Genomic DNA, 23,695 nt, shown 5'->3' on the forward strand with positions numbered 1-23,695 from the left:
CCCCCCCCCCCCCCCCCCCCCCCCCCCCCCCCCCCCCCCCCCCCCCCCCCCCCCCCCCCCCCCCCCCCCCCCCCCCCCCCCCCCCCCCCCACCGCGGGAAGGGTGTCCCGTGGAACACTTCCGCGCTACGGCGCGCCGGCCGAAAGCGCCCTCACTTGAGGAGTTCCAGCAGCCGGTCCGCCAGTACCGCCGCCGAGTGCGGGTTCTGCCCGGTGATGAGGTTGCGGTCCTCCACCATGTACGGCTCCCACATCGGGCCGCGACTGTACTCGACCCCCACCTTGTCCTTGAGTTCGTCCTCCAGCAGCCACAACGCCCTGGAGGCCAGTCCGACGGCCTCCTCCTCGTCGTTGCTGAAACCCGTCACCCGGTAGCCCTTGAAGGGCGATTCACCACGGATGCGGGTGGACAGCAGCGCGGCGGGTGCGTGGCAGACGATCGCCAGCGGCTTGCCCGATGCCAACTGCGCGGTCAGAAGCCGGCCGGCGTCGGCGTCGTACGCCAGATCCGACATCGGACCGTGCCCACCGGGCAGGTACACCGCGTCGTAGTCCTCCAGGCGAACGTCCGACAGCTTCAGCGGCCGGCGCATCTCCTCCGCCGAGCGGATGATCGCCTCCAACTCCAGGGCCCCGTCCTCGCCACCGGCCATGGAAGGACGCAGGCTCATCATGTCGACATTCGGGGTCACACCCCCTGGCGTCGCCACCACGACCTCGTGACCGGCTTCCGTGATCGCCTTGTACGGCATCGCGAATTCCTCGGCCCAATAGCCCGTCGCGTACCGGGAGCCGTCCTTGAGCACCCAGTACGTCGCCCCGCTCACGATGAACAGCACCTTGGCCATCAGCGCGTCTCCTCTTCTGCCCGTTCGATGCCCTGGGGGAGGACGCGAGCTTCTTCAGCGTAGGTACGACTCCGTTCGGGCGCACGCGGGCAGGGCAGGCCGCCGGGCGGCCTGTCGCAGGCCGTCGCAGAACGTGTCCGGCGAGGACCGAACCGGTGACAAATCCGTCACCTGTTTGACGAGTGACGGACCGGCTGCCAGGATGTCACCTGTTCAGTCGGTGACGCCGGCGGTACGCCGCAACGCGACACCCCTCGTCCGCACAAGTGAAGGCGACCATGGATCTGAAGCTCGAAGTCGTAGTGCTGCCCGTCTCCGACGTCGACCGGGCCAAGGACTTCTACGAGAAGGCGGGATTCCGTCTGGACGTCGACTACGTGGCCGACGACAGCTACCGCGTGGTGCACCTGACGCCGCCCGGCTCCCAGTGCTCGATCCTGTTCGGCACCGGGGTCACCACGGCCGCACCCGGCTCCGTCCAGGGCCTGCACCTCATCGTCTCGGACATCGAGGCCGCCCACGCCGAACTCGTCGAACGCGGCATCGAGATGGGCGAGATCTTCCACGACGCCGGCGGGGTGTTCCACCGCGGCACGGAAGAGGGACGGGTCAGCGGCCCGCACCCTCAGCGCGCCAGCTACGGCTCGTTCGCCGCCTTCAGCGACCCGGACGGCAACGGGTGGGTGCTTCAGGAGGTCACCACCCGGCTCCCCGGCCGGTAGGCCGGAGCACTCCACCGGGGACAGGAGCATGTGATGAACGAGACCTTCCGCACCTACGACGTGGTGGTCACAGGTGGGGGTCCGGTCGGCGAGAACGGGGCCGACGGGGCCCGTGCCGCCGGAGATGTCAGGAACGTCTCTTCGGCCGGGCCGCCGGAATGAAGACAACCAGTCATCTGTTGGTCAGGGGGTATTCACCGCAACTCGCTCCCGTGGCGAGTCGGCTGTGCCCGCGGGCGCCGTTGCGGCGCAGCGCCTGAGCGAATGAGCAAGACATGAGCCACCACTGCCCCCACCGCCCCGGCCCGGCGTCGTCCCCACAGCCGGGCACCAGCTGCCGTTGCGAAGGCACCGTCCTCCTCGACGGTTCGGTCACCGTGCCGGTCACACTGTTCTTCCACTACGCGGCCGACGAGCCCTACGCCGTGCGGATGGTGGTGGACTCGGGTGTGACGCCACCGGTGGAATGGGTGTTCGCACGCGATCTCCTCGCGGAGGGCCTGTTGCGGCCCGCCGGTCTCGGAGACGTACAGACGTGGCCCGCGCCACGTCGCCCGCACCTGCTGGAGGCGGGACAGGGCGCGCTGCACATCCGGATCAGCTCGCCGACCGGCACCACGATCGTGACCGCGCCGGCCACCGTGCTGCGGCGCTTCCTCGACCGTGCCTTCGACAGGGTGGCGGTCGGCGCCGAAAGCGGCATGCTGCGGCTGGACGAGTCCCTCGCCCGGCTGATGCGCGGGACCGGTCGAAGGACGGAATGACGGAGCCCCCGACGAGTGGGCGACGGGTCGTTCCGTCGGGGCGGGGTCCGGCGGGCGCCTGCCGGGAGGCGGACCGTTACCCCGGCGGGGACCGCGCGGTGCGAGCCGCGTACCGTGCGGGGCGGGTGACGACACGTGTGGTGGGCGGCGAGGAGGCGGTCCACCGCACGGGCACGGCGTTCAACCGATGCGCCACCCCGACCGCACCACACCGGCCCGGAAGGACGAGCCCCGTGCTCACGTCGTACGCCGCCCACTTCGACACGCCCGCCGGGTACCTCGACTTCGCGCGGTTCGGACCGCCGTCGCGGGATGCCGTGGCCGCCACCGGGCGCGCCCTGGGGGAGTCCGCCACCGCCGACCACACCACCGTGGATGCCCTGATGCGTGCGGAGGAGGCCGCGCGGGACACGGCCGCCCGTCTCGCGGGCACCGACGCCGAGCACACCGTGCTGCTCCCGAACACGTCCACCGGCCTGTTCCACGCCGCCCTCGGCGTCCGGGAGGGCGTGGTCCTCGCGCCGCGCACCGACTTCCCCGCCAACCACTACCCCTGGCACCGCGCCGCGCAGCTGGGCCGGGCCACACCACGCTGGCTCGACCCCGCGCCCGGCACCGGTGTCACCCCCGACCTGGTCCGCGCCGCGCTGACCGATGACGTGGTCGCCCTGTCCGTCAGCGCCGTGGACTTCCGTACCGGTTTCCGCGCCGACCTCGCGGCGCTGCGCGAGGCGATCGGGCCGGACCGGCTGCTGATCGTGGACGCCATCCAGGCGTTCGGCGTGTCCGCGATGCCCTGGGACACGGCCGACGTACTGGTGACGGGCGGCCAGAAGTGGCTGCGCGCGGGATGGGCCACCGGCTTCGCCACGCTGTCCGACCGGGCGCTGGAACGCATGGAGCCGGTCCTCACCGGCTGGACGGGTGTCGAGGACGCCGGCCTCTTCGACGGAACGGCGCACCCGCCGGCCCGGGACGCGGGACGGTGGTCGATCACCCACCTCAGCCCGGTGGCGGCCGCCGCGTTCGCGTCCGCGCTGGGCCTCGTCGAGCGGCACACCGTGGCGGCGATCGAGGCCGCGATCGCCGCGCGGATCGCCGAACTCGTCGAGACCGTCCAGCGGTGCGGGGGCCGCGTCCTCTCCCCCGCCGACCCGGCGCGGCGAGCGGGCATCCTCTCCTTCACCCTGCCGGGGCACGAACCGTCCCGCGTGGCGAAGGCGTTGCACGCCGAGGGTGTCACTCCGACAGTGCGCGCCGACTCGCTCAGGCTCTCCCCGCACGCCTCGACGCCTCCCGAGGTGTCCGACCGGGTCGCCGCCGCGCTGGTGTCGTTGCGGCGCTGAGACCGCCGGTCCTCGCGGTGCGAGCCCTGGTGTGCGGCGCGTGCTTCCGGTGTCGCGGCTCGCACGTCAGGGCGCGGGCCTCAGGAACCCGCCCCGGCCCGGCCGCCCGAACTCGGCAGCCGGGCCGACAGCTCCCTCGGCCCCGGCACGGGAGCGTCGGTGGAGGTCCGACGGCCCGGGCCGTCGACCCGTGGCGGGCCAGCAGGCCGCTACCAGGTCTGCTCGCCGGCGCGTACCAGGATCTCGTTGACGGCGACCCGGCGGTCCCGGGTGACGATGTACGACACGGCGTCGGCGACGTCCTCGGGCCGGAGCGGCTCCATGCCCTCGATCTGGCGCTGGACGGCCTGTCGTACGCCGTCGCGCAGGTGCGTGCTCAGTTCGGTGTCCACGGTGCCGGGCTCGACCACGCTCACCCGCACCCGCTTCTGGCCGACCTCCTGCCGCAGGGCCTCGGTGAAGCCGTTGACGCCGAACTTCGTCAGGTTGTAGACGGCTGTTCCGGGGCGCGCGACCCGGCCCGCGGTGGAGCTGATGTTGACCAGGTCCGCCACGCGCCGCGGCGAGTCCTCCGCCGCGCGCAGGAGATGCGGCAGCGCGGCGTGGGTGACGTACAGCAGTCCCTGGACGTTGACCTCCAGCATGTGCTCCCACTCGTCCAGCGGTGCGTCCACCACCTGCCCGACGCCCATGAAGCCGGCGTTGTTGACGACCGTGTCCAGGCGGCCGAGTTCAGCCACCACGCTCTCGACCGCGCTCGCGGCCCGGTGCTTGTCGGTGATGTCGGCCTCCACCACGAAGGCCGTGCCCCCGTCGGCCCGTAGCTCGTCCGCGAGCGCCTCCAGACGCGCGCGCCGCCGTCCCAGCACGGCGACGGCGGCGCCCTCGGCGGCGAGGCCGCGCGCGGTCGCCGCGCCGATGCCGCTGCTCGCACCGGTCACCAGAGCCACCGTGTTCTGCAGTCGTGCGGTCATGTGTCTTCCTCCCGTGGGGGGGTGGTCGCGGCCTCGACGGACCGCTGGTCGATGGAGCCCCGGTCCGGTGGCTGGTGTGGTCGCCCCCCGCGCTCACGGTCACGGCGCGGGGGGACGTGGCGGCTCGCGGAGGTCCCCGGGCGAGCGGTAACCTCCCAACCGGAACTGGTTCCGGTTGCACAGTAAGCGGAACCGGTTCCGGTTACAGGTGTGAGGGAAGGGGAACGGGGTGGCCGGCAACGGTACGGACGGCGCCGGGCGGCGGGACAGGCCGCTGCGCTCCGATGCGCGACGCAACGAGGACCGGCTGCTGAGCGCCGCGGCCGAGGCCTTCGCCCGGGAAGGCACCGGCGCTTCGGTCAAGGACATCGCCCGCGCGGCCGGCGTCGGCGTCGGCACGCTCTACCGCCGGTTCCCCTCCAAGGAACTGCTGATCGAGGCGACGTACCGACATGAAGTGCGGCTGCTGTGCGACGCCGCGCCGGAACTCGCCGCCTCCCTGCCCCCGGCGGAGGCGCTGCGGGCCTGGATGGAACGCTTCATCGACTTCATGGCGGCCAAGCACGGCATGGCCGACGCACTCCGCGTGGTACTGACCGACGAGAGCGAGCGGCTGACCACCCGGGCCCACCTCACCGAGGCGGTCCGTCATCTCCTCGCCGTCGGTACGAGGCAGGACGTCACCCGGCCACAGGTGGAAGCACACGACGTGCTGATGGCCCTCGGCGGGATCAGCGTCATGACCGACAGCGAACAGCGCCCCGGCCTGGCCCCCGCCCTCATCGACCTGCTCCTGCACGGCATCCTGACGCACTGAGCGATCCGGACGACGATCAGGACCGCACCGCCGCCAGGGGCGCTATCGCGTCCCGGGCACCCAAGCCACACCAGGGTCAGGGCCCGTCCACAGGCCGCCGCCCATGACTCCTGCCGCGGGGCTCCATGGGTGATCCCGTCCTCGACCTGCCCGAGGTGGAACGCGGGGACGGGCACGGCCGGCCCGACCCCCGTGACACCGCGGAGGACACCCCCGACCACACTGCCCGTTCCGCCGACGAGGCCGTACGACCGGACCGGATGGGTGGGAGGAACCGGAGGCACCGTCCACGACATGACGGCGATGACCACGGTCAGACGGAACGCGAGGGCGGTGCGCGCGAGGACACCCCGAGTCGTCATCAGGTCGGCGACTCCGGGCAGCGGATCCCTGGCTGCGGCCTTGCGTCCGCCCTGACGGCGGTACGCCCGACTGAGACACACCGGGTTACCGCTCTGGAACGCGTTTCTTCGGACGTGCAGCACCTCAGGACACCTGTTCACCGGTTCCGTGAGCCGAGTTCAGGACCCACGAGGGGGTGGGGTGGCGGGGGCCTGTCAGCGGATACACGTGCGGACCCGGCGGATCGGTTCACGGTCTTCCCGGATCTGCGCGGCCGTGTACCAAGACGCGGGTCACCGGCCCGTCGGGACCTCGGCGGTGGCTCCCGTCTCCGCGCTCCGCTCGACGTCCGGCACCGGCATCGTGTGTGGGAACCCGATGCGGAGCCCGAACGCGGTCAGCGCCGCGGCCAGCACGACGGCGGCGGCCAGGAGCAGGGCCTGGTGGTAGCCGTGACGCAGCAGGGGCGTAGCCACCAGCGGCCCGAGGATCTGCCCGACGGAGTACCCGGCGGTCAGCAGGGCCACGGCGCGCGGGAACCGCAAATGCGTACCGGCCGCCAGCGCCAGCGTGCTCACGCCGATGAAGGTGGAGCCGAACAGCACCGCCGAGATCAGCGCGGGCGCCACTCCCCCGACCAGCGCGGGCAGCGCGATACCCACTGCCTGGACGCCGAGCGCGGCCAGCAGCAGGTCCGGCCTGGACCAGCGGCGTCCCAGCCCGGCCCACACGGCGGAGGAGGGTATGGCCGCCAGGCCCACCACCACCCAGGCACCGCTGCCGATCCAGCCGGGTGACGTCTGGTTGATCGCCGCGACCAGGAAGGTACCGGCGATGATGTAGCCGATCCCTTCCAGCGTGTAGGACGCCAAAAGAGCGCCGAACCAGCGGTGGGTGCGCGGCCCGCTCGTCCGCGCCCCCGGAGCGGACGCCGCGGGGGCCTGCTGGGCGGCGGACTCCGGACGCAGACCCCACGCGGCGAGCGTGAGCGCCGCGCCCAGCGCGGCGGAGGCCCACCACGCGGCCTGCCAGTTGCCGACCGTGCGCAGGGCGAGGACGAGCAGGCCGGACAGGGCGATGCCGGACCCGACCCCGCCGAACGCCCAGCCGGACAGGTGGGCCGGATGCTCGCGGAGATGGCTGAGCAGGGAACTCACGGCGATCACGAAGATCATCGCGCTGAAGAGGCCCGCCCCGAGGCGGAGCATCAGCCAGACGACGCCGCTGCGGGTCAGCGGCATCCCCGCCAGGGTGGCCACCAGCGCGAGCAGACAGCCGCGCAGCACCGCCCGGGAACGCACCAGCCGCGGGGCGAGGATGCCCGCGAGCGCACCGGCCAGATAGCCCACGTAGTTCGCGGTCGCCAGGTTCGCTCCGGCCCCGGCCGACAGTCCGGCCTGCGCCTGCATCAGCGGGAGGATGGGGGTGTAGACGAAGCGGCCGACGCCCATCCCGGCCGCCAGCGCGGCGGCGGCCTGGAGAACGTGTACCCACGGCGAACTCCGCGGGCCTCCCCGGACCGGGGCCTCGACCGACGAGGACGCGGTGACCGGCCGCCGGTCGAGACCGGGAGCCACCGACACGATGTTCCGCCTGATTCCCATGCGGACAGGCTGCGCCCGCCGCCCGGCGGAATCCAGGACCGGTTTCCTCGCTGCTGAGAAGCTCAGCCTCCCAGAGGCGAGACACGTGACATGAAGTGCTCCGCACATGTCCCGCGAGCCGGACACGTTCCGTCCGGTGACCGATCCGTTTCCGCCCGGCCGCCATGGAATGCCGTCATACCGGAGACGCGCCATAATTGGGCAGTCGCCTGGCCAGTGACGATGACTGTGCCATGCCCATCGCGCATTCGCACGGCGACGGCCCCCTGAAGCCAGGGAGCGCCCGTGACCGTCACTTCTGCCCTCGGAGCCGCACGACGGAGGATCATTCATGATCAACAGGCGCACCTTCAACAAGGCCGTCGGTCTCGGGACGGGCGTGGCCGCGGCATCGCCGCCCGGAGGCCAGGCGCACGCGACGCCCTCACCCGCGCACCACGCCGGCGCCACCACCCCGCCTCCGGCGGTGCCCACGGTGGCCCCGGGGACGCACACCTCGTTCGCCGCGCTGAAACAGGTCCGGGCGGGTGTGCTGGACGTCGGATACGCGGAGGCGGGCCCAGCGCACGGGCCCGTGGTCGTCTGCCTGCACGGCTGGCCCTACGACATCCACAGCTTCGTCGACGTGTCCCCGCTGCTGGCGGCGCGGGGCTACCGGGTCATCACCCCCTATCTGCGGGGGCACGGCACCACGCGCTTCCTCTCCTCCCGGACCTTCCGCAACGCACAGCAGTCGGTGGTGGCCCTGGACATCGTCGCCCTGATGGACGCCTTGAAGATCGAGAAGGCCGTGCTCGCCGGCTTCGACTGGGGCTCGCGCACCGCCGACATCATCGCGGCCCTGTGGCCTGAGCGCGTCAAGGGACTGGTGTCGGTGAGCGGATACCTGATCACCAACGTGGAAGCGCAGAAGAAACCCATCCCTCCCAAGGCCGAGTACGCGTGGTGGTACCAGTACTACTTCAGCACCGAACGGGGCCGCCTCGCCATGGAGGACAAGACGTACCGGCACGACCTGTGCCGGCTCGTCTGGGACACCGTCTCCCCGACCTGGCACTTCGACGACGCCACGTTCGAGCGGACGGCCGCCGCGTTCGACAACCCCGACTACCCGGCCATCGTGATCCACAACTACCGCTGGCGGCTGGGTCTCGCCGACGGCGAACGCCGCTACGACCGCTACGAGAAGCAGCTGGCCGCCCGCCCCGTCATCAAGGTGCCGACCATCACGATCGACGCGGAGCGCGACCCGTTCACCGCGCCGGGCAACGGGGCGTCGTACCGCGACCGGTTCACGGGCGAGTACGAGCACCGGACACTGACCGGCATCGGCCACAACGTGCCGCAGGAGGCTCCCACCGCCTTCGCGCAGGCGGTCGTCGACGTCGACCACGTCCGGAGCCGCCGGGAAGCCGTAGGTCACCTCGGCTGATGTCACCGGCACGTTGTCGCACCGGTTGCGGGGGGTCGTCTGTATCGTCAGTCGGGCGGGAACCCAGAGCCCATCACCTCTCTCTGGAGCATCATCATGAGCAATCCCGATCAGAGGGTCGTCGTCATCACCGGTGCGTCGCAGGGCATCGGTGCCGGCCTGGTCGACGCCTACCGCAAGCTCGGCCACGCGGTCGTCGCCACCTCCCGCGGCATCGCCCCCTCGCAGGATCCGGACGTCCTCGCCGTGCGGGGAGACATCGCCGACCCCGCCACCGCCGAGCGTGTCATCTCGGCGGGGATCGAGCGTTTCGGCCGCATCGACACCTTGGTCAACAACGCGGGTGTCTTCCTCTCCAAGCCCTTCCACGAGTACACGCAGGCCGACTACGACATGGTCACGGGCATCAACGTGTCCGGGTTCTTCCGCATCTCCCAGCTGGCCGTCGAGCAGATGCTCCGGCAGGGCGGCGGTCACATCGTCCAGATCACCACCAGCCTCGTGGATCACGCCAGTTCGGCGACCCCCTCGGTGCTGGCCTCGCTGACCAAGGGCGGCCTGCAGTCCGCGACCAAGGCCCTCGCCATCGAGTACGCCGACCGGGGCATCCGCAGCAACGCGGTCGCACTCGGCATCATCAGGACGCCCATGCATCCGCCGGAGTCCTACGGCACGCTGCGGGCTCTGCATCCGGTCGGCCGGTTGGGCGAGATCCAGGACGCCGTCGACGCGGTCCTCTATCTGGACAACGCTCCCTTCGTCACCGGTGAGACCCTGCACGTCGACGGCGGCCAGAGCGCCGGTCACTGACGTCGGGCCCACCGGACACGTATCTCTGCGAAATCGCGAGATGACTCTTGAGGGCCGGGACGGCAATCGACTTTTCATACGGGCACGGCATTAGTTTCCACTGCAATTAACTACGCCCCGGTCTGCGCAGAGGCCCTGGCATTTACACTGTGGCCATGGCAGACGTGACGACCATCAAGCCCTTGAACCGCGACGAGGAGGCCTTCCTACGGGCTCTGGGGAGAGTCATCACACTCCTGCCCCGGGTCGTCGACGCGGACATGCTGGAAGAGCATCCGATTTCGGGTACCGAGTACATGGTCCTCGTGCATCTCTCCGAGGCGCCGCACAACCAGATGCGGATGAGCGAGCTGGCCGGCATGTGTGGTCTGTCACTGAGCGGCATGACGCGGGTGGTGAACCGGCTGGAGGCGCAGTCGCTGGTCATCCGTGAGAAGTCGCCCGACGACGGGAGGGCCTGGCTCGCCGTGCTCACCAGCGCCGGGTGGACGCAGCTCAAGCAGGCATGGCCCACCAATCTCGCGAGCGTGCGACGCCATGTCTTCTCGCGTCTGGAGGGCTGCGACATCGCCGCTGCCGCGAAGGTGCTGGAGCGCATAGCGTCCGTCTGACCTCAGTCGCCCGAGCGGGCCGGCCGCGCCGCGGACCTCGACCAGCGCCCGCGCTCGGCGGAGACTGTCGCGACAAGCCGCCGTGCCACCTGCGGCGCCGTCGGCATGGCGGCGATCTCGTCGCGGATGCGGGACGCGGCGGCGGTGAAGCTCGCCTCCGACAGCACCCGCCGCAGCCCCGCGGTGATCACGGCGGGATCCTGTTCCCGCGCCGGCAGTGCGATGCCCGCTCCGGCAGCTGCGAGCAGGGCCGCCTGCTGCTCCTGTTCCGGCGATTCCGGGACGACGACAGCGGGTATTCCGCGAGCCAACGCGGCGAACGTGATGTCCGGACCACCGTGGTGCACCACGGCTGAGGCGGCTCGCAGTTGCTCGGCGGCGGGGCAGCCGGGGCTCAGCCGTATCCGGTCCGGTTCCCATGCGAGGTCGTCGACCGCCTCCTTGCCCGTGGCCACCACGAGGTCGACATCGAGTGTGCTCAACGACCGGATCACCGGCACGAGTTCGAGCGATGTCCCGGCTTCCGCGCCGAACCCGACCAGTACCCTTCGCCGGCCGGAGCCAGAGTCTCTGCTCGCCCATACCGACGGAGCCGAGCCCAGGTGCGTTTCCGCTCTCATGGGGATACGGCCGGGGAAGGAGTGCCACCCGGCGCGTTGCAGACTCGGCGGGCACAGGTCCAGCAGCCAGTGGCCGGACGGCACCCGGGAGGGCGGCTGAAGGCCGCGGCGGAGGTAGCGCGGGCTCGCCGTCGCCGCGAGGGCGTCGAGTTCGGCCGGTTCCAGCGCGGGTCCGGCGACCGCCACGGCGCACGGCAGGTGCAGCGCGCTCGCGACCAGCGGGCCCACCAGGTCGCTGTGCTCGGCGATGACCAGATCGGGCGCCCACTGCCGGGTCCGGTGCAGCGCCTCGTCCGCCAGGAGGTCGACACGTACGCCGGCGAGGACCGCCGCGAGGTCCGCCGTCGCGCGGAACAGGATGTCGACGCCGATGCGGCGAGCGGTTTCTGCGGTCACCTCGTGCGAGCCGGGCCCGGCGTGGAGCAGTTCGAAGCCCTCCGGCTCAAGCCAGGAGGCCGTCTCCGCAGCGGTTGAGAAGGCGACTTCGTGCCCCTGTCGGCGGAACGCACGAGCCAGTGGCAGCAGGGGCAGCAGGCGTCGTCGAAGAGGGTCGCTGAAGAAGAGGATGCGCACGGCGAGGAGCTTCCTGACTCTGCGTCGCGAGAGACCACGCGACGGCGTGCTGCTCCCTTGACTCCGGAGAGCAGCATCACCATCAAGCTACCCCACCATTACTTGCTCAGTCAAGCACGTCGGGTGTACTCACACGCGCCCGCGCATACGTGTGCCTCAGAGGCCCATGTCCAGCGCGAGGCACGAGAAGTGGTTCCATGCGCCCTCGGGGTTGTAGGAGGCGTTCGCCGCACCGTTCGGCTCGGCTTCCTTCTCCTCGACCATCTCATGGAAGTGGATGCGCTCGGGCAGCTTGCCGAAGCGGGCGTGACGTGCCGCTGCTGCCGCGTCCACGGCGGACTCAGTTCCCACGGTGGCTTCCTTTCCTCGTAGCGGACCGGCTCACCGGGTTCGATGACCGCAACACTGCACCTCCTTGCGTAACCTGTCAAGGGGGTGACGGAGGCAACCTGCTGTCGCGCGCGTGCTTCACAGCATGCGCAGTGCCGTTCGCAGGGCGAGCGGGGCCGCCGCGGCCCAGGCCTGAGGTGAGCACGAGTGGGGGTAGGGCACCGGCCGGGCCGTGGCCGTGCGGTCGTAGCCGGCCAGTACCTCGGGCAGGCGGTATCCGTCATGGGAGGCTGCCGCCACCAGGCCGTCCACGACGGTGCGGACCTGGTCGGCGAGTCCGTACCGGGCCAGGCCGAGCGCGATGACCGCGTTGTCGTGCGGCCAGGCGCTGCCGCGGTGGTACGACAGCGGATGGTAGGGCTTCTGTCCCGCGGCGAGCGTGCGGATCGCCCAGCCGGAGAAGAAGTCCGGCTCCAGCAGCCGCTGTCCGACCCGGCGGGCCCGTGCCGGGTCGAGTATCCCGGACCACAGGAGGTGGCCGGCGTCGGAGGCGAGAGCGTCGACCTGGCGCCCCCGGCCGTCCAGTGCCAGTGCGGGGAAGTCGGCGTCCGGCATCCAGAAGTCGGTGGTGAAGCGGGCGCGCAGCGCTGCGGCGGCGTCGCGCAGGCGGCGGGCGTACGACGGGTCCTGCCAGACCACGGCGGCCAGATCGGCGGTGCGGATCAGGGCGTCGTAGGCGTAGCCCTGGGCTTCCGAGACGGCGATGGGGCCCTGGGCCTGCGTGCCGTCGGTGAAGCAGACGGCGCCCGCCGAGTCCTTCCAGTTCTGGTTGACCAGGCCGTTCGGATCGGGCTGGTAGACGAGGTAGCCGTGCTCGTCCAGGCCGCCGTCGGTGAGCATCCAGTCGACGGCTCGCCGGGCGTGCTGCTCCAGCCGTACGGCCAGGGCCGGGTCGCCGGTCGTCTCGTAGTGGGCGTGGAGCAGGACGAGGAAGAGCGGTGTGGCGTCGACGGCGCCGTAGTAGCGGCCGTAGGGGATCTGCCGGAAGTGCGCGAGTTCGCCGTGGCGGGTTTCGTGGACGATGCGTCCGGGCTGTTCGCCGCTGACGGGGTCGTGGTGCCGGCCCTGGGTCGCCGCGAGGGCGCTCAGTGTGGCGGCTGCCGTCCCGGGCCGCTCGGGCAGCAGGAAGTACGACGTCAGCAGTGAGTCCCGGCCGAACAGGGTGAGGAACCAGGGAATGCCGGCGGCGGGCACGGCGACTTCCTCGCCGTCCAGGCCGGTGACCGCGATGGTCAGCAGGTCCACGTCGGCCAGGCCTCGCTCGCAGGTGCGGGCCAGGTCCTCGGCCAGGCCCCGCTCGCGCGGGCGGGTCAGGTCGTCGGTCGGTGTCGTCGTTCGTCGGGGCGGACGTGCGGGGGTGGGCGTCCCGTTCGGCAGTCCGTGCGGGCGGGCGCGAACGGTCACTCGGAGGTCGGCCTCGCCGTGCGCGGCGAGCGGCAGGCTCCACCGCAGCGTACGGGCGGTGGGCAGGTCCGGGACGGCGTCGATGCCGGTGGGGGCCGGGTGACTGACGACGGTGGTCCGGGAGTGCCAGTCGGCGCGTCGGTAGTCGAAGACCAGGCCGTCGTCTGTGTCGTGGGTCTCGCGCCGGGCGCCGGGCTTGGCGTAGTGCCGGTCGTCCCCGCGCAGTTCGAACAGGTCGGCGAAGTCGGCGTCGGCGGTGATCTCCACGCGGGCGGTGACCGGCTCGGGACGATTGCTGACCAGGCGCAGGTGTTCGGTCAACTCACCGGCGCTGACGGTCTGTTCGCGGAAGACGGTGTAGGCCGGCGGGTTGTCCCGGGTCCCTCGCGGGGTCAGGACGCAGACGGCCGTGTGGTCCGTCGCGGCGTCGGCGGGAACCAGGGGGACGGGTTCGGTGCCGTCGACGGTCAGGTGCCAGCGGCTGAGGTGGCGGCCGTCGCGCAGGAACAGTCCGTCGGGCGCGGTGCCGCGAGTGCCGTGGATTCCCCCGGCGGCGTCGACACGGGCGAAGGTGGCGTCCCGCACGAGCTGGACACGGTTGTCGGCCGAGGTCATGGCGTGGGCTCCTTGGGGTCGGCACTCAGCAGGTCGAGCGTGAGAGCGGCGGTCCACGAGAAGTGCCGGGCGCCACGGGCGGCACCGGTGGTGGGGTCGACGTACTCGGCGAAGTCGGACCGTCCCGCCTCGCGGAGGAATCCCCGCCGCAGCCGTTCGGCCTCCTGTTCCCGGCCGTGCGTGCGCAGACCGCGGTGGATCAGCCAGGCGGTGTTGAACCAGGCGGGGCCGCGCCAGTAACGCTGGGCGTCGAAGGCGTGGCCGGTCAGGTCGTAGCTCGGGACCAGAGACGTGGCCGGTGCGGCGAAGCGCGGGCCGGTGAGCGTCTCGACGAGGCGGCTGACGACGCGCTGCGGCAGGTGGGGGGCGAGGAGCGGCACCAGGCCGGTGACGGCGTCTTCTCCGACCAGGGTGTCGGTGGCCAGGTCGCGGACGCGGAACAGGCCCGCGTCCTCGTCCCAGAGCCGGGTCACCAGGTGCCGGGTGAGTGCGTCGGCGCGGTCGGAGTGCACCGAGTCGTCCGCGCCGGTCTCCCGTGCCATGGCCGCCAGAGCCCGTTCGCTGACGATCAGCAGCGCGTTGAAGCAGGGGTCCTCCACCGCGAAGGTGTGCCGCGAGGCTCGGTCGTCGTAGCCGGCGTCGCGGTAGTCGGTCACCAGGCGGACGTAGCGGCCGTAGTCCAGGTCGGTGGGCCTGTCGGCGGGATGACCGTGGTTCAGGTCGGCGCGGCGGAAGGCGTCCGGAGCGGCCGGTTCCACGCGTCGCAGCGCCTGGTCCCAGCACGGGCTGTTGTCCATGCCCGGCTCCCAGGGGTGGACCACGGCGGCCAGTCCGCCGCCGCCGAGGTCACGGTGGCCCAGGAGGTAGTCGTGCCAGGCGGCGAGGCGTGGGCGGACCCGGGTGAGGAAGCCGCGTCGGCGGGACTCCCCGGGATCGGCGCGGTGGACGAGCCAGGCCGCCAGGGCGTGCACCGGTGGCTGGACGATGCCCGACGTCTCGGGTGACGCCGGGGCGCCCGCCACCTGGCCGGCGGTGGAGGAGCGCCAGAAGCCGGGGCTCGGGAAGTAGGCGTCGTCCGGTACGGCAGGGTTGAAGACGATGTGCGGTATGCGTCCGTCGGCCCACTGGGCGGACAGCAGCGACTCCAGCTCCTGCTGGGCGCGGCGGACGGAGAGGTGGCGCAGCCCGATGGCGATGAAGGCGGAGTCCCAGCTCCACTGATGGGGGTAGAGGGTGCGGGACGGAACGGTCGAGGCGCCGGTCCAGTTGTCGATGAGGACCCGCGCCGCACCGCGCCGCAGGGTCAGGTCTGCGGTCGCGGTGGGCGCGGGTCGGACCAGGAGGGACTTCACGCGCCGGACCTCTTGAGGAACGCGGGGACGGACCGGACGGCTTCGACGGGGTCGCCGGTCAGCCGGCATTCGAGGGCGAGGTAACCGTCGTACCCGATGGTGTGCAGGGCGCCGAGCCAGGCGGACCAGTCGAGGTGGCCGGCTCCGGGCTGGAAGCGGTTGGAGTCGGAGACCTGGGCGTGGCCGATGACGTCGGCGTGGGCGAGGATCGCGGCGGCGGGGTCGCTCTCCTCGATGTTCATGTGGTAGCTGTCGATGCCGATCCTGATCGAGTCAAGGCCGGTGGCGCGGATCAGGTCGGCGGCCTGCTCCAGCCGGTTGACCATGTGGTCCTCGTACCGGTTCAGCGGCTCCAGGAAGAGGGTCACGCCTTCCTTGCGGGCGTGCTCCCCGAGTTCGGTCAGGCCGCTCAGCAGGATCTCGCGGTCCTCCTCCTCGCCGCGCGGTGGTTCGAAGGGCGGCAGGCGGCGGGAGAACATGCCGTACGAGGCCGGGGTCTGGGCGCCCAGGCCGCCGATCTCCGCGATCACGGTGAGCTGGGACTTCATCTGGTCGACGGCGTCGCGGCGCAGGTCCGCGTCGAAGGCGCCGAGGAAGTGCAGCATGTCGACGCACACGGTGGGCATGACCACGCCGTCCTTGCGGGCCTGCTTCAGTTCGTCGAGGCGGGAGGCGAAGTGGAAGTCGCCCTTGCCGCGCAGTTCGATGGCGTCGTAGCCCGCCTCCTGGGCGAACTCCCACTTGGCTTGCAGGGTGTCTCCGGGCAGGAGCTGTTCCTGCGCCGCGGTCTTGAGCATGAGGGGCCTTTCGGGACGTTCAGAATTCCAGCACGACCTGGAGCGCCTCGGCGGGGCGCTCGTCGAGCAGCACATAGGCGTCGGCGGCGTCGGCGGCCGGGACGACGTGGCTGACCAGGGAGGTGACGTCCACCTGGCCCTCGGCGACCAGCCGCAGGAAGGTCTGCTGAAGGCGCTCCACGGTCCAGCGGTGGGACAGTTGCGGGGGGACGCCCCCGATCTGGGAGCAGACGAGCTGGACGCGGTTGTGGTGGAACTCGTCGCCGAGGCGCAGGCCGACGCCGTCGCCCTGGTAGAAGCCGGAGGCCACCACCCGGCCGCCGACGGCGACCGAGCGCAGCGCCGTGTGCAGGGCGGGGTAGGCGCCGCTGATCTCGATGGCGAGGTCGGCGCCGAGGCCGCCGGTGGCCTCCCGGATGCGTTCGGCCACCTCGTCGGTGCGGGCGTTGAGGGTGTGCTGGGCTCCGTAGCGCTCGGCGGTCTCGAGGCGGCCGTCGAGGGCGTCGACGGCGGTGACGCGTGCGCCGTTGAGCTGGGCGAGGCGGGTGGTGAGCAGTCCGATGACGCCCTGGCCGAAGACGGCGACGTCCTCGCCGACGTGGATGTCGCCGGCCAGGACGGCGTTGTAGGCGATGGCGCCGACCCGGGCGAAGGCGCCGGCCAGCGGCTCCAGGCCGGCCGGCAGGGTGTGGCCGATCATGCGCTCGGCGGGGACGATGCCCTCGCTGCGGTGGCCCCAGATGCCCCAGACCAGGTCGCCCGGCTGCGGCAGGCCCGGGGTCCCGGCCAGGTCGGGGGCGATCTCGACGACCTCCCCGACCTCGGAGTAGCCCCAGCCGGCCACGGGGTACTGGATGCCGGCCGCGCCGTCCCGGAACAGCCGGGCGTCGGGGTCCCAGGTTCGCGTCAGGTACGGGTTGGTCCCTCGGTAGGCGGTGAGTTCGGTGCCGGCCGAGATGCCCGAGTAGCGGGTGCGGACCCTCAGGTGCCCGGGGGGCAGATCGGCTCCGGCCTGCTCGGTTACCTCCACCTGGCGGGGGCCGGTGAATTGGACGACGCGTTCCACGGATGACTCCGGAAGGGGTTGCGAGTGCGGTTGCGTCGACAATATCCCGAGCTTATGTCTTGTCAACCAGCAAAAGTGATGCTGTGATGCGTCTTCAATAGACGGAAGTCGTAGCAAGGACATGCAATGCACACCATGAGCCGGCGATCGAAGACGATCGCGGTGGGCATCACGGCCGCCTTGAGCCTGGGGCTGCTCACGAGCTGCGCCGGCAGTACAGGGCCGGGCAGACCCGACCGGGAGATCACGGTCTGGTCACAGGAGAACCTGCCGGACCGCGTCGCCGTGACACAGAACATCATCAAGGGATTTGAGAAGAAAACGGGCATAAAGGTGCATCTCGTCGGGGTCGACGAGGGCCAGATGCCCCAGCTGATCATGTCGGCCGCCGCCTCGGGCTCGCTGCCCGACGTCATCGGCGCCGCACCCATGGGCCAGGTCTGGCAGATGTACAGCAACGGCCTGCTCAACACCGACGTACCCCGGCAGATCATCGACGAGCTGGGCCGCAAGACGTTCAACGCCAACGCGCTGACGCTCACCTCGGACGGCGGCCGGAGTCTCGGCGTGCCCTCCGACGCCTGGCTCCAGTTGCTGGTCTACCGCAAGGACCGGTTCGACGAGAAGCACCTCAGGGCTCCGGACACCTACGCCGGCGCACTCGCCGGCGCCAAGGCGCTGACCGGGAAGGGGCGTTACGGCATCTCCGTGGCCACCGACCCGTCGGACGCCTTCACGTCGCAGAGCTTCGAGAGCGTCGCGCTCGCCGACGACTGCCAGCTCGTCGACGACCGGCACCAGGTCGCCCTCCAATCGCCGCAGTGCCGGACCGCGTTCAAGACCTATGACGAGCTGGCCCGCACCTACGGCGCTCCGGGAACCCAGACCGTGGACTCCACCCGCGCCACCTACTTCGCGGGCCAGTCCTCCTCGGTCATCTGGTCCTCGTTCCTCCTGGACGAACTCGCCGGCCTGCGCAAGGACGCCCTGCCCAGCTGCCCGCAGTGCGAGAACGACCCGCGGTACCTGTCGCGCAACAGCGGCATCGTCACCGCGATGAAGGGCCCCGACGCCGCCGAGCCCGCCCAGTTCGGCGAGATCACCTCATGGGTGACCACCAAGACCGCCGAGACGGCGGCCTCCCGGGAGTTCATCGAGTACATGATGGGCACCGGCTACGAGTCCTGGTTCGGCATGGCGCCCGAGGGCAAGATCCCCGTCCGGACCGGCACCGCCGCGCAACCCGGGCGCTACCTGGAGGCCTGGCGCCACAGCAGCATCGGCGTCGACACCAAGAAGCCCTTCGACAAGGTCTATCCCGCGAGTCTGCTCAACCAACTCGCCGCCGGGGTCAGCAACATGCGGCGCTGGGGCATCACGCAGGGCGAGGGCGCGCTCGTCGGCGCCACCAACGGCGAGCTGCCCGTGCCGAAGGCGATCGGTGCCATGACCAGCGGTCAGATCTCGCCCTCCGAGGCGGCCGGCGAGGCCGACGACGAGGTCACCGCCCTACAGAAGTCCCTCCAGTAGCCGCCCTCCTGCACGTCACAAAGGTCCCCTCATGACAACAGCTCCAGCCGGCACACCGCAGCGCCGGCACACCGGCGGCAGGTCCACGGACCGGCCCGCCGAACGCGTCCGCCGCCCCATGACGGCGAGCCGCCGGGCCAACCGCGCCGGCCTCGCGTTCGTCTCACCCACCTTCGTCGTGGTCCTCGTGGTGGTGATCCTGCCCATCCTGTGGACCGTCCTGCTGGCGTTCCAGCACGCCAAGCTGGTCGACATCCAGGGCATGGGCCTGTTCGGCAACTGGACCCTGGACAACTTCGACCAGGTGTTCGGCTCGGCCGGCTTCTGGTCCAGCCTGACCACCACCTTGCTGTACACCGCCGGCGCCACGTTCGGCTCCGTCGCCCTCGGCCTGGTCGCCGCGCTCGCCCTGCGCAAGCCGTTCCGCGGCCGCGGCCTGCTGCGCGCGGCGATGCTGCTGCCGTACGTCGCTCCGGTCGTCGCGGTCTCCTTCGTCTGGGAGGTGGCGCTCAGCCCGCAGTACGGCGTGGTCAACGACTGGGGCCACCGCCTGTTCGGCTGGGACGATCCCGTCGCCTTCCTGTCCACCCGCGCCTACGAAGTCCACCTGCTCGGCCTGCACTTCGACGTGCCGCTGGCCCTGCTGACCGTCATCGCCTTCGAGACCTGGCGGTACTTCCCCTTCGCGTTCCTGTTCATCCTGGCGCGGCTCCAGGCGGTGCCCGGCGGGCTGGAGGAGGCCGCCCTCGTGGACGGCGCGACCACCACCCAGCGCTTCCGCCACATCCTGCTGCCCCAGCTGATGCCCGTCATCGCCCTGCTGTGCGTCCTGCGCTTCATCCTGACCTTCAACAAGTTCGACGACGTGTACCTGCTGACCGGCGGCGGCGCCGGCACCGACGTCGCGGCCGTGCGGGTCTACGACTTCCTCACCGCCCGTTACGACGTGGGCGCCGCGGCCGCCCAGGCCCTGGTCCTGGCCGTCTCGCTGATGATCCTGATGGGCCTCTACTTCAAGTTCTTCGGCAACAAGGTCCAGGAGGAGTCGTGATGAGCCGGGCTCAGTTCGAGGAGAGATTCTTCGGCGTCGCGCGCTGGGTGGTCATCGCGTTCCTCGCCGTGATCACGGTGGTGCCCTTCTACTACATGCTGCTGCTGTCGCTGAAGCCCATCGACGCGCTGCTGCTCGACCCGGGCTCCCTGTGGGTCTCGGCGAAGGACTTCACCCTCTCCACCTACCGCGACGTGCTGCGCTCCACCGACGACGGCGGCCAGGGCTTCCTGAAGTTCCTGCTCAACTCCGCGCTGGTCTCGCTCGGCACCGTCGCCCTGACGATGCTGGCCGCGGTGCCCGGCGCCTACGCGATCAGCCGGCTGAAGTTCTTCGGCCACCGCCAGGTCAGCGCCCTCTTCCTGGCCGTCTACCTGTTCCCGGCGACCCTGCTGGCCGTCCCGCTGTTCGTCGTCTTCGCCAGACTGCACCTGTCCTCCAGCCTGGCCGGACTCGCCATCGTCTACGTCGCCCAGACCGTGCCGGTGGCCATCTACATGCTGAAGAACTACCTCGTCACCATTCCTGCCTCGATCGAGGAGGCGGCGGCGCTCGACGGGTGCAGCCGACTCCAGACCGTCCGCAAGGTGGTCCTGCCCCTGGCCCTGCCGTCCCTCATGGCGACCGGGCTGTACGTCTTCATGATCGCGTGGAACGAGTTCCTGTTCGCCCTGCTCTTCCTGGCCGCGGACCCGGGCAAGTGGACGGTGCCGCTGGGCCTGGCCCAGCTGTCCAACGGGGTCGAGGTGCCCAAGACCGTGCTGATGGCGGGATCGGTGGTCCTGACGATCCCCGTGGTACTCCTGTTCTTCGCCGCCGAGCGGCTGCTCACCGAGGGCCTGACCAGCGGTGCCGACAAGAGCTGAGACCATGAGGGAACCGATGCTGACACCGAGCCAGATCAGCGCGGGCGAGCTGTTGCAGCTCATCCGCGGCGGCCACGCGAACACCCGCGCCGATCTCCAGCGGATCACCGGGCTGTCCCGTTCGACCGTCGGCCAGCGACTGGACCTGCTCAACCGGGCGGGATGGCTCAAGCACGTCACGGGCTCCTCCACCGGAGGCCGCCCGTCCCAGCGGATCGTCTTCGACCCGAGGCACGCCTCGGTCATCGCCGTGGACCTGGAGACCAGGTACGCCCGTGCCGCGGTCCTCGATCTCGCGGGCACCATCCTCGCCGAGAACACCGGACCGCTCGACATCGCCGAGGGCCCGGAGGCGGTGCTGGACCAACTGGCCGGATGGTTCCCGGACCTGATCGCCGCCGCCGGTGTCGACGCCGGGCACGTCTGCGGGATCGGGCTGTCCGTTCCCGGTCCCGTGGAGTGGGAGACGGGCCGGGTCATCGAACCGCCGATCATGCCGGGCTGGGACCGGTACCCCATCCCGCAACGCCTTCAGAAGGCTTACGCCCAGCACGTCGGCGGGAGTTTGGGAGACGGGCCCGTTCCCGTGTTCGTGGACAACGACGCCAACCTCATGGCGCTGGCCGAGCAGCAGGCCAACCACGGGGACTGCACGGCGTTCGTCCTCGTGAAGGTCTCCACCGGAATCGGCGCCGGTGTCGTCGTGGACGGCAGGGTGTACCGCGGCATCGACGGCGGCGCCGGCGACATCGGCCACATCCGCCTGCACGACCGGTCCGACGCCCTGTGCATGTGCGGTTCCCACGGCTGCCTGGGCGCCGTCGCCAGCGGCCGGGCGCTGGCGAGGGACCTGACCGCCCTCGGCATCGACGCCACGTCGGCCTCCGACGTCAAGCGCCTGCTCGCCGAAGGCCATCCCGACGCCCTCCGGCTGGCCCGGGAGGCCGGACGGAGGGCGGGCGAGGTCCTGGTGACCGTGGTCAGCCTGCTCAACCCCGGCGTCCTCATGATCGCCGGCGAGCTGTCCGGGGCACCGTTCATGACCGGTGTCCGAGAGCTGCTCTACCAGCGCGCGTTCCCCCGCGCTACCGCCAACCTACAGGTCGTCACCTCACGCCTGGGCGATCACGCGGGCGTCATAGGGGCGGCCGCCATGGTCGTCGAGATCCTCTACTCCCCCCACCGGGCCGACGCCCGGCTCAGCTCCCTCGCCGCCTGAACGGGCGGCCCGCGCAGACCGCCGCAGCGAGCGGGGGGCTGCCTGGCCCTCGCTCGCGCAGCACTCTCGTACAGACAGGAACACCGTGACCGTCACCTCTGCCCCCTGGACGGACCGCCCCGTCGAGGTCGGCCTCGTGGGCGCCGGCCCCTGGGCCCGGGCCATGCACGCCCGTATGCTCGCCGCCGGACCGGAAACCCGGCTCGCCGCGGTGTGGGCCCGCCGCTCCGACGCCGCGCGGCAGACCGCCGCACCCTACGGAGCACACGTCGCCGCCTCCTTCGACGAACTCCTCGACCGGTGCGAGGCCGTGGCGTTCGCAGTTCCTCCCGCCGTGCAGGCCGAACTCGTGCCGCGGGCCGCGCTGCGCGGGAAGGCGCTGTTGCTGGAGAAGCCGCTCGGTCCGGATCTGCCCGCGGCGCAGCGTGTCGCCGATGCCGTGCTCGCCGCGGGCGTGGTCTCGCAACTCGTTCTGACCAAGCGCTACCACCCGGTCACCGACGCCTTCCTCGACGCCGCGCGTGGTCGTGAGATCAGCGGCGCCCGCTCCTGCTATCTTCACGGCGCTTTCCTCGGCGGCGACTTCGCGACCGGATGGCGTCTCGAGCACGGCGCGCTGCTCGACCTCGGCCCGCATCTGCTCGACCTCCTGGACTCCGCCATCTCGCCCATCACCGCGCTACGCGGCTCCGGCGACCCGCGCCGGTGGATCGAACTCACCTGTGAGCACGAGAACGGCGCCGTCAGTCAGGCGTCCCTGTCCGGTTCCGTCGCCGTCACCCGTGCTCTCACCCGGGTCGAACTCTTCGGTTCCGAAGCCCCGTTGGTCTACGACACGGCCGAGATCGACCACGAGGAGTGCTGGCCGATCCTGCGCCGCACCTTCGCCACCGCCGTGCGCACGAACCAGCCGACGGAACTCGACGCGGCACGCGGGCTGTACCTGCAACGCCTCATCGCCCAGGCGACCGGGGCGACGTTGTGAGCCCCGCTCCCTGAGCGTCTCCTCCAGCAGGCAGCGTCTCCTCCAGCAAACAAGGCGTCCGGCTTGCGTCGGGGGCGGTCGGCCCGGCCACGGACGGGCCGGGCCGGCGTCGTGATCCCGCCTGCCATGACGTCAGCGGACCACCTGATCGCGGCGAGGCGCGATCTCGCGTACCGCCTCGGCGACGGCGCGGAAGTCCTTGCGCAGGATCGCACCGTGGTTGCTCGCGACCTTCGCGCTCACCTTGATGTTCGGGTTGCGGGCGGTCACCGCGTCCAGGCCGGCGCGAATCCGTTCCTGCTCATCACCGCGGCTTCCGAAAGACGTCCCCGACGCCACCACGTACCGCACCGGGACGGTGATGTCGTCCAGCACAGGGCCCAGCTCACGCTCACGGGCGAGCTTGCCGAGTTCGATGTTGCTGTTCGCCTGCTGTTCGGCGGTCATGCGTGGGGCCAGGCCCGTCGGGCGCAGCAGCGGCAGGAACCAGCCCATCCGCCGAAACAGTTTCCGGATCCGCTGCTCCATGGCCTCGTCGAGCCAGTCGTACGGTTGCGCGCCGTCGACCAGGACCGCGCCCAGCGTACGGTCGGGATTCCGGCCGGCCCAGTGCGCCGCGACGAACGCTCCGTAGGACCAGCCCACCAGCAGCGCCCGGTCCACGCCCCTGGCCGCGAGAACGGCATCGACATCCCGGACCGCGGCCTCGAAGGAATAGTCCGCCGAGCGCTTCGATCTGCCGCGAGCCCGCTCGTCGTAGGTGATGTGCCGCCACGCCGTCCCCAGGTCGGCGACGACCCGCCGCCAGTATCCCTGGGTCGCGAACTGGCCGTTGAGATAGACCACAGGGATACCGGGGCCGCCGGTGTCGGTGACGGCCAGAGCCGTGTCGTCGACCGGCACCATGCCGGTCCAGGCGGATCGTTCGATGGTCATGGCTTCCCTTTCTCCGGGGCCG

Annotated in this window: 23 protein-coding genes and 1 pseudogene; 13 read left to right on the top strand and 11 right to left on the bottom strand. The window is 71.2% G+C overall.

The genetic code is table 11. From position 1 onward, the window contains the following. Window positions 1-151: 151 nt before the first annotated feature. Window positions 152-847, bottom strand: a complete 696-nt coding sequence (locus tag ACZ4WH_RS36785) for a type 1 glutamine amidotransferase domain-containing protein (protein ID WP_468189121.1) — start codon at window positions 845-847, stop codon at window positions 152-154. 278 nt (window positions 848-1,125) lie between these two features. Between ACZ4WH_RS36785 and ACZ4WH_RS36790 the strand changes: the two genes are divergently transcribed. From ACZ4WH_RS36790 to ACZ4WH_RS36805, 4 genes are all read left to right on the top strand, one after another. Continuing rightward, on the top strand, window positions 1,126-1,569 hold the full coding sequence (locus tag ACZ4WH_RS36790) for a VOC family protein (RefSeq protein WP_468189123.1): 444 nt from the start codon (window positions 1,126-1,128) through the stop codon (window positions 1,567-1,569). Between the two features lie 33 nt (window positions 1,570-1,602). After that, window positions 1,603-1,731 carry a hypothetical protein gene (locus ACZ4WH_RS36795; RefSeq protein WP_468189125.1) on the top strand — a complete coding sequence of 43 codons (129 nt, stop codon included), beginning with the start codon at window positions 1,603-1,605 and terminating at the stop codon, window positions 1,729-1,731. 113 nt (window positions 1,732-1,844) lie between these two features. Further along, the gene (locus ACZ4WH_RS36800; protein WP_468189127.1) at window positions 1,845-2,333 is read left to right on the top strand and encodes an SsgA family sporulation/cell division regulator; all 489 of its coding nucleotides are present in this window, start codon (window positions 1,845-1,847) and stop codon (window positions 2,331-2,333) included. Window positions 2,334-2,458: 125 nt separating this feature from the next. After that, window positions 2,459-3,679, top strand: coding sequence for an aminotransferase class V-fold PLP-dependent enzyme (locus ACZ4WH_RS36805; RefSeq protein ID WP_468189129.1), 1,221 nt, complete (start codon window positions 2,459-2,461; stop codon window positions 3,677-3,679). Between the two features lie 209 nt (window positions 3,680-3,888). Here the strand turns inward: ACZ4WH_RS36805 and ACZ4WH_RS36810 are convergent, their stop codons facing one another. Beyond that, window positions 3,889-4,653: an SDR family NAD(P)-dependent oxidoreductase gene (locus tag ACZ4WH_RS36810; protein ID WP_468189132.1), complete on the bottom strand. Its 765-nt coding sequence runs from the start codon at window positions 4,651-4,653 to the stop codon at window positions 3,889-3,891. A gap of 229 nt (window positions 4,654-4,882) precedes the next feature. Here ACZ4WH_RS36810 and ACZ4WH_RS36815 point away from each other — a divergent pair, with 229 nt between their 5' ends. Then, window positions 4,883-5,470, top strand: a complete 588-nt coding sequence (locus ACZ4WH_RS36815) for a TetR/AcrR family transcriptional regulator (protein WP_468189135.1) — start codon at window positions 4,883-4,885, stop codon at window positions 5,468-5,470. 74 nt (window positions 5,471-5,544) lie between these two features. Here the strand turns inward: ACZ4WH_RS36815 and ACZ4WH_RS36820 are convergent. Further along, a pseudogene (locus ACZ4WH_RS36820) lies at window positions 5,545-5,832 on the bottom strand (hypothetical protein); the annotation flags it as partial. Window positions 5,833-6,105: 273 nt separating this feature from the next. Continuing rightward, on the bottom strand, window positions 6,106-7,263 hold the full coding sequence (locus ACZ4WH_RS36825) for a YbfB/YjiJ family MFS transporter (RefSeq protein ID WP_468189238.1): 1,158 nt from the start codon (window positions 7,261-7,263) through the stop codon (window positions 6,106-6,108). Window positions 7,264-7,747: 484 nt separating this feature from the next. Between ACZ4WH_RS36825 and ACZ4WH_RS36830 the strand changes: the two genes are divergently transcribed. From ACZ4WH_RS36830 to ACZ4WH_RS36840, 3 genes are all read left to right on the top strand, one after another. Next, window positions 7,748-8,848, top strand: coding sequence for an alpha/beta fold hydrolase (locus ACZ4WH_RS36830; RefSeq protein ID WP_468189137.1), 1,101 nt, complete (start codon window positions 7,748-7,750; stop codon window positions 8,846-8,848). A 96-nt stretch (window positions 8,849-8,944) separates the two neighbouring features. After that, window positions 8,945-9,658: an SDR family NAD(P)-dependent oxidoreductase gene (locus ACZ4WH_RS36835; protein ID WP_468189140.1), complete on the top strand. Its 714-nt coding sequence runs from the start codon at window positions 8,945-8,947 to the stop codon at window positions 9,656-9,658. A 155-nt stretch (window positions 9,659-9,813) separates the two neighbouring features. Then, window positions 9,814-10,269, top strand: a complete 456-nt coding sequence (locus ACZ4WH_RS36840) for a MarR family winged helix-turn-helix transcriptional regulator (RefSeq protein WP_468189143.1) — start codon at window positions 9,814-9,816, stop codon at window positions 10,267-10,269. A gap of 2 nt (window positions 10,270-10,271) precedes the next feature. Here the strand turns inward: ACZ4WH_RS36840 and ACZ4WH_RS36845 are convergent, their stop codons facing one another. From ACZ4WH_RS36845 to ACZ4WH_RS36870, 6 genes are all read right to left on the bottom strand, one after another. Then, window positions 10,272-11,462: a glycosyltransferase gene (locus ACZ4WH_RS36845; RefSeq protein ID WP_468189145.1), complete on the bottom strand. Its 1,191-nt coding sequence runs from the start codon at window positions 11,460-11,462 to the stop codon at window positions 10,272-10,274. 156 nt (window positions 11,463-11,618) lie between these two features. Then, entirely contained in the window at window positions 11,619-11,813 is a 195-nt protein-coding gene (locus ACZ4WH_RS36850; protein WP_468189147.1) for a hypothetical protein, read from the bottom strand. Between the two features lie 117 nt (window positions 11,814-11,930). After that, window positions 11,931-13,871, bottom strand: coding sequence for an amylo-alpha-1,6-glucosidase (locus tag ACZ4WH_RS36855; protein WP_468189149.1), 1,941 nt, complete (start codon window positions 13,869-13,871; stop codon window positions 11,931-11,933). Continuing rightward, window positions 13,868-15,223, bottom strand: coding sequence for an MGH1-like glycoside hydrolase domain-containing protein (locus tag ACZ4WH_RS36860; protein ID WP_468189151.1), 1,356 nt, complete (start codon window positions 15,221-15,223; stop codon window positions 13,868-13,870). The genes ACZ4WH_RS36855 and ACZ4WH_RS36860 overlap by 4 nt, the downstream gene beginning before the upstream one ends. Continuing rightward, entirely contained in the window at window positions 15,220-16,020 is an 801-nt protein-coding gene (locus tag ACZ4WH_RS36865) for a sugar phosphate isomerase/epimerase family protein (RefSeq protein WP_468189153.1), read from the bottom strand. The genes ACZ4WH_RS36860 and ACZ4WH_RS36865 overlap by 4 nt, the downstream gene beginning before the upstream one ends. 19 nt (window positions 16,021-16,039) lie before the next feature. Then, entirely contained in the window at window positions 16,040-17,086 is a 1,047-nt protein-coding gene (locus ACZ4WH_RS36870; RefSeq protein WP_468189155.1) for a zinc-dependent alcohol dehydrogenase, read from the bottom strand. 126 nt (window positions 17,087-17,212) lie between these two features. Here ACZ4WH_RS36870 and ACZ4WH_RS36875 point away from each other — a divergent pair, with 126 nt between their 5' ends. From ACZ4WH_RS36875 to ACZ4WH_RS36895, 5 genes are all read left to right on the top strand, one after another. Beyond that, window positions 17,213-18,616 carry an ABC transporter substrate-binding protein gene (locus ACZ4WH_RS36875; protein WP_468189157.1) on the top strand — a complete coding sequence of 468 codons (1,404 nt, stop codon included), beginning with the start codon at window positions 17,213-17,215 and terminating at the stop codon, window positions 18,614-18,616. Window positions 18,617-18,647: 31 nt separating this feature from the next. Continuing rightward, window positions 18,648-19,667, top strand: a complete 1,020-nt coding sequence (locus ACZ4WH_RS36880) for a carbohydrate ABC transporter permease (protein WP_468189158.1) — start codon at window positions 18,648-18,650, stop codon at window positions 19,665-19,667. Further along, complete coding sequence (locus ACZ4WH_RS36885) at window positions 19,667-20,533, top strand: carbohydrate ABC transporter permease (protein ID WP_468189160.1); 867 nt, start codon at window positions 19,667-19,669, stop codon at window positions 20,531-20,533. The genes ACZ4WH_RS36880 and ACZ4WH_RS36885 overlap by 1 nt, the downstream gene beginning before the upstream one ends. Window positions 20,534-20,549: 16 nt before the next feature. Beyond that, window positions 20,550-21,752, top strand: coding sequence for an ROK family transcriptional regulator (locus ACZ4WH_RS36890; RefSeq protein ID WP_468189162.1), 1,203 nt, complete (start codon window positions 20,550-20,552; stop codon window positions 21,750-21,752). An 85-nt stretch (window positions 21,753-21,837) separates the two neighbouring features. Beyond that, complete coding sequence (locus ACZ4WH_RS36895; RefSeq protein ID WP_468189164.1) at window positions 21,838-22,737, top strand: Gfo/Idh/MocA family protein; 900 nt, start codon at window positions 21,838-21,840, stop codon at window positions 22,735-22,737. Window positions 22,738-22,869: 132 nt separating this feature from the next. On the opposite strand, the gene ACZ4WH_RS36900 is transcribed toward ACZ4WH_RS36895, so the two are convergent. Further along, window positions 22,870-23,673 (bottom strand): alpha/beta fold hydrolase, encoded by an 804-nt coding sequence (locus ACZ4WH_RS36900; protein WP_468189166.1) that lies wholly within the window; start codon window positions 23,671-23,673, stop codon window positions 22,870-22,872. Window positions 23,674-23,695: the final 22 nt, after the last annotated feature.

The organism is Streptomyces sp. NPDC029138, from assembly GCF_055564375.1.

Coding starts and splice junctions, on each gene's coding strand:
- ACZ4WH_RS36785 (WP_468189121.1), bottom strand. CDS start 847: ATGGCCAAGGTGCTGTTCATCGTGAGCGGGGCGACGTACTGGGTGCTC.
- ACZ4WH_RS36790 (WP_468189123.1), top strand. CDS start 1,126: ATGGATCTGAAGCTCGAAGTCGTAGTGCTGCCCGTCTCCGACGTCGAC.
- ACZ4WH_RS36795 (WP_468189125.1), top strand. CDS start 1,603: ATGAACGAGACCTTCCGCACCTACGACGTGGTGGTCACAGGTGGGGGT.
- ACZ4WH_RS36800 (WP_468189127.1), top strand. CDS start 1,845: ATGAGCCACCACTGCCCCCACCGCCCCGGCCCGGCGTCGTCCCCACAG.
- ACZ4WH_RS36810 (WP_468189132.1), bottom strand. CDS start 4,653: ATGACCGCACGACTGCAGAACACGGTGGCTCTGGTGACCGGTGCGAGC.
- ACZ4WH_RS36825 (WP_468189238.1), bottom strand. CDS start 7,263: ATGGGCGTCGGCCGCTTCGTCTACACCCCCATCCTCCCGCTGATGCAG.
- ACZ4WH_RS36830 (WP_468189137.1), top strand. CDS start 7,748: ATGATCAACAGGCGCACCTTCAACAAGGCCGTCGGTCTCGGGACGGGC.
- ACZ4WH_RS36835 (WP_468189140.1), top strand. CDS start 8,945: ATGAGCAATCCCGATCAGAGGGTCGTCGTCATCACCGGTGCGTCGCAG.
- ACZ4WH_RS36840 (WP_468189143.1), top strand. CDS start 9,814: ATGGCAGACGTGACGACCATCAAGCCCTTGAACCGCGACGAGGAGGCC.
- ACZ4WH_RS36855 (WP_468189149.1), bottom strand. CDS start 13,871: ATGACCTCGGCCGACAACCGTGTCCAGCTCGTGCGGGACGCCACCTTC.
- ACZ4WH_RS36865 (WP_468189153.1), bottom strand. CDS start 16,020: ATGCTCAAGACCGCGGCGCAGGAACAGCTCCTGCCCGGAGACACCCTG.
- ACZ4WH_RS36875 (WP_468189157.1), top strand. CDS start 17,213: ATGCACACCATGAGCCGGCGATCGAAGACGATCGCGGTGGGCATCACG.
- ACZ4WH_RS36880 (WP_468189158.1), top strand. CDS start 18,648: ATGACAACAGCTCCAGCCGGCACACCGCAGCGCCGGCACACCGGCGGC.
- ACZ4WH_RS36885 (WP_468189160.1), top strand. CDS start 19,667: ATGAGCCGGGCTCAGTTCGAGGAGAGATTCTTCGGCGTCGCGCGCTGG.
- ACZ4WH_RS36890 (WP_468189162.1), top strand. CDS start 20,550: ATGCTGACACCGAGCCAGATCAGCGCGGGCGAGCTGTTGCAGCTCATC.
- ACZ4WH_RS36900 (WP_468189166.1), bottom strand. CDS start 23,673: ATGACCATCGAACGATCCGCCTGGACCGGCATGGTGCCGGTCGACGAC.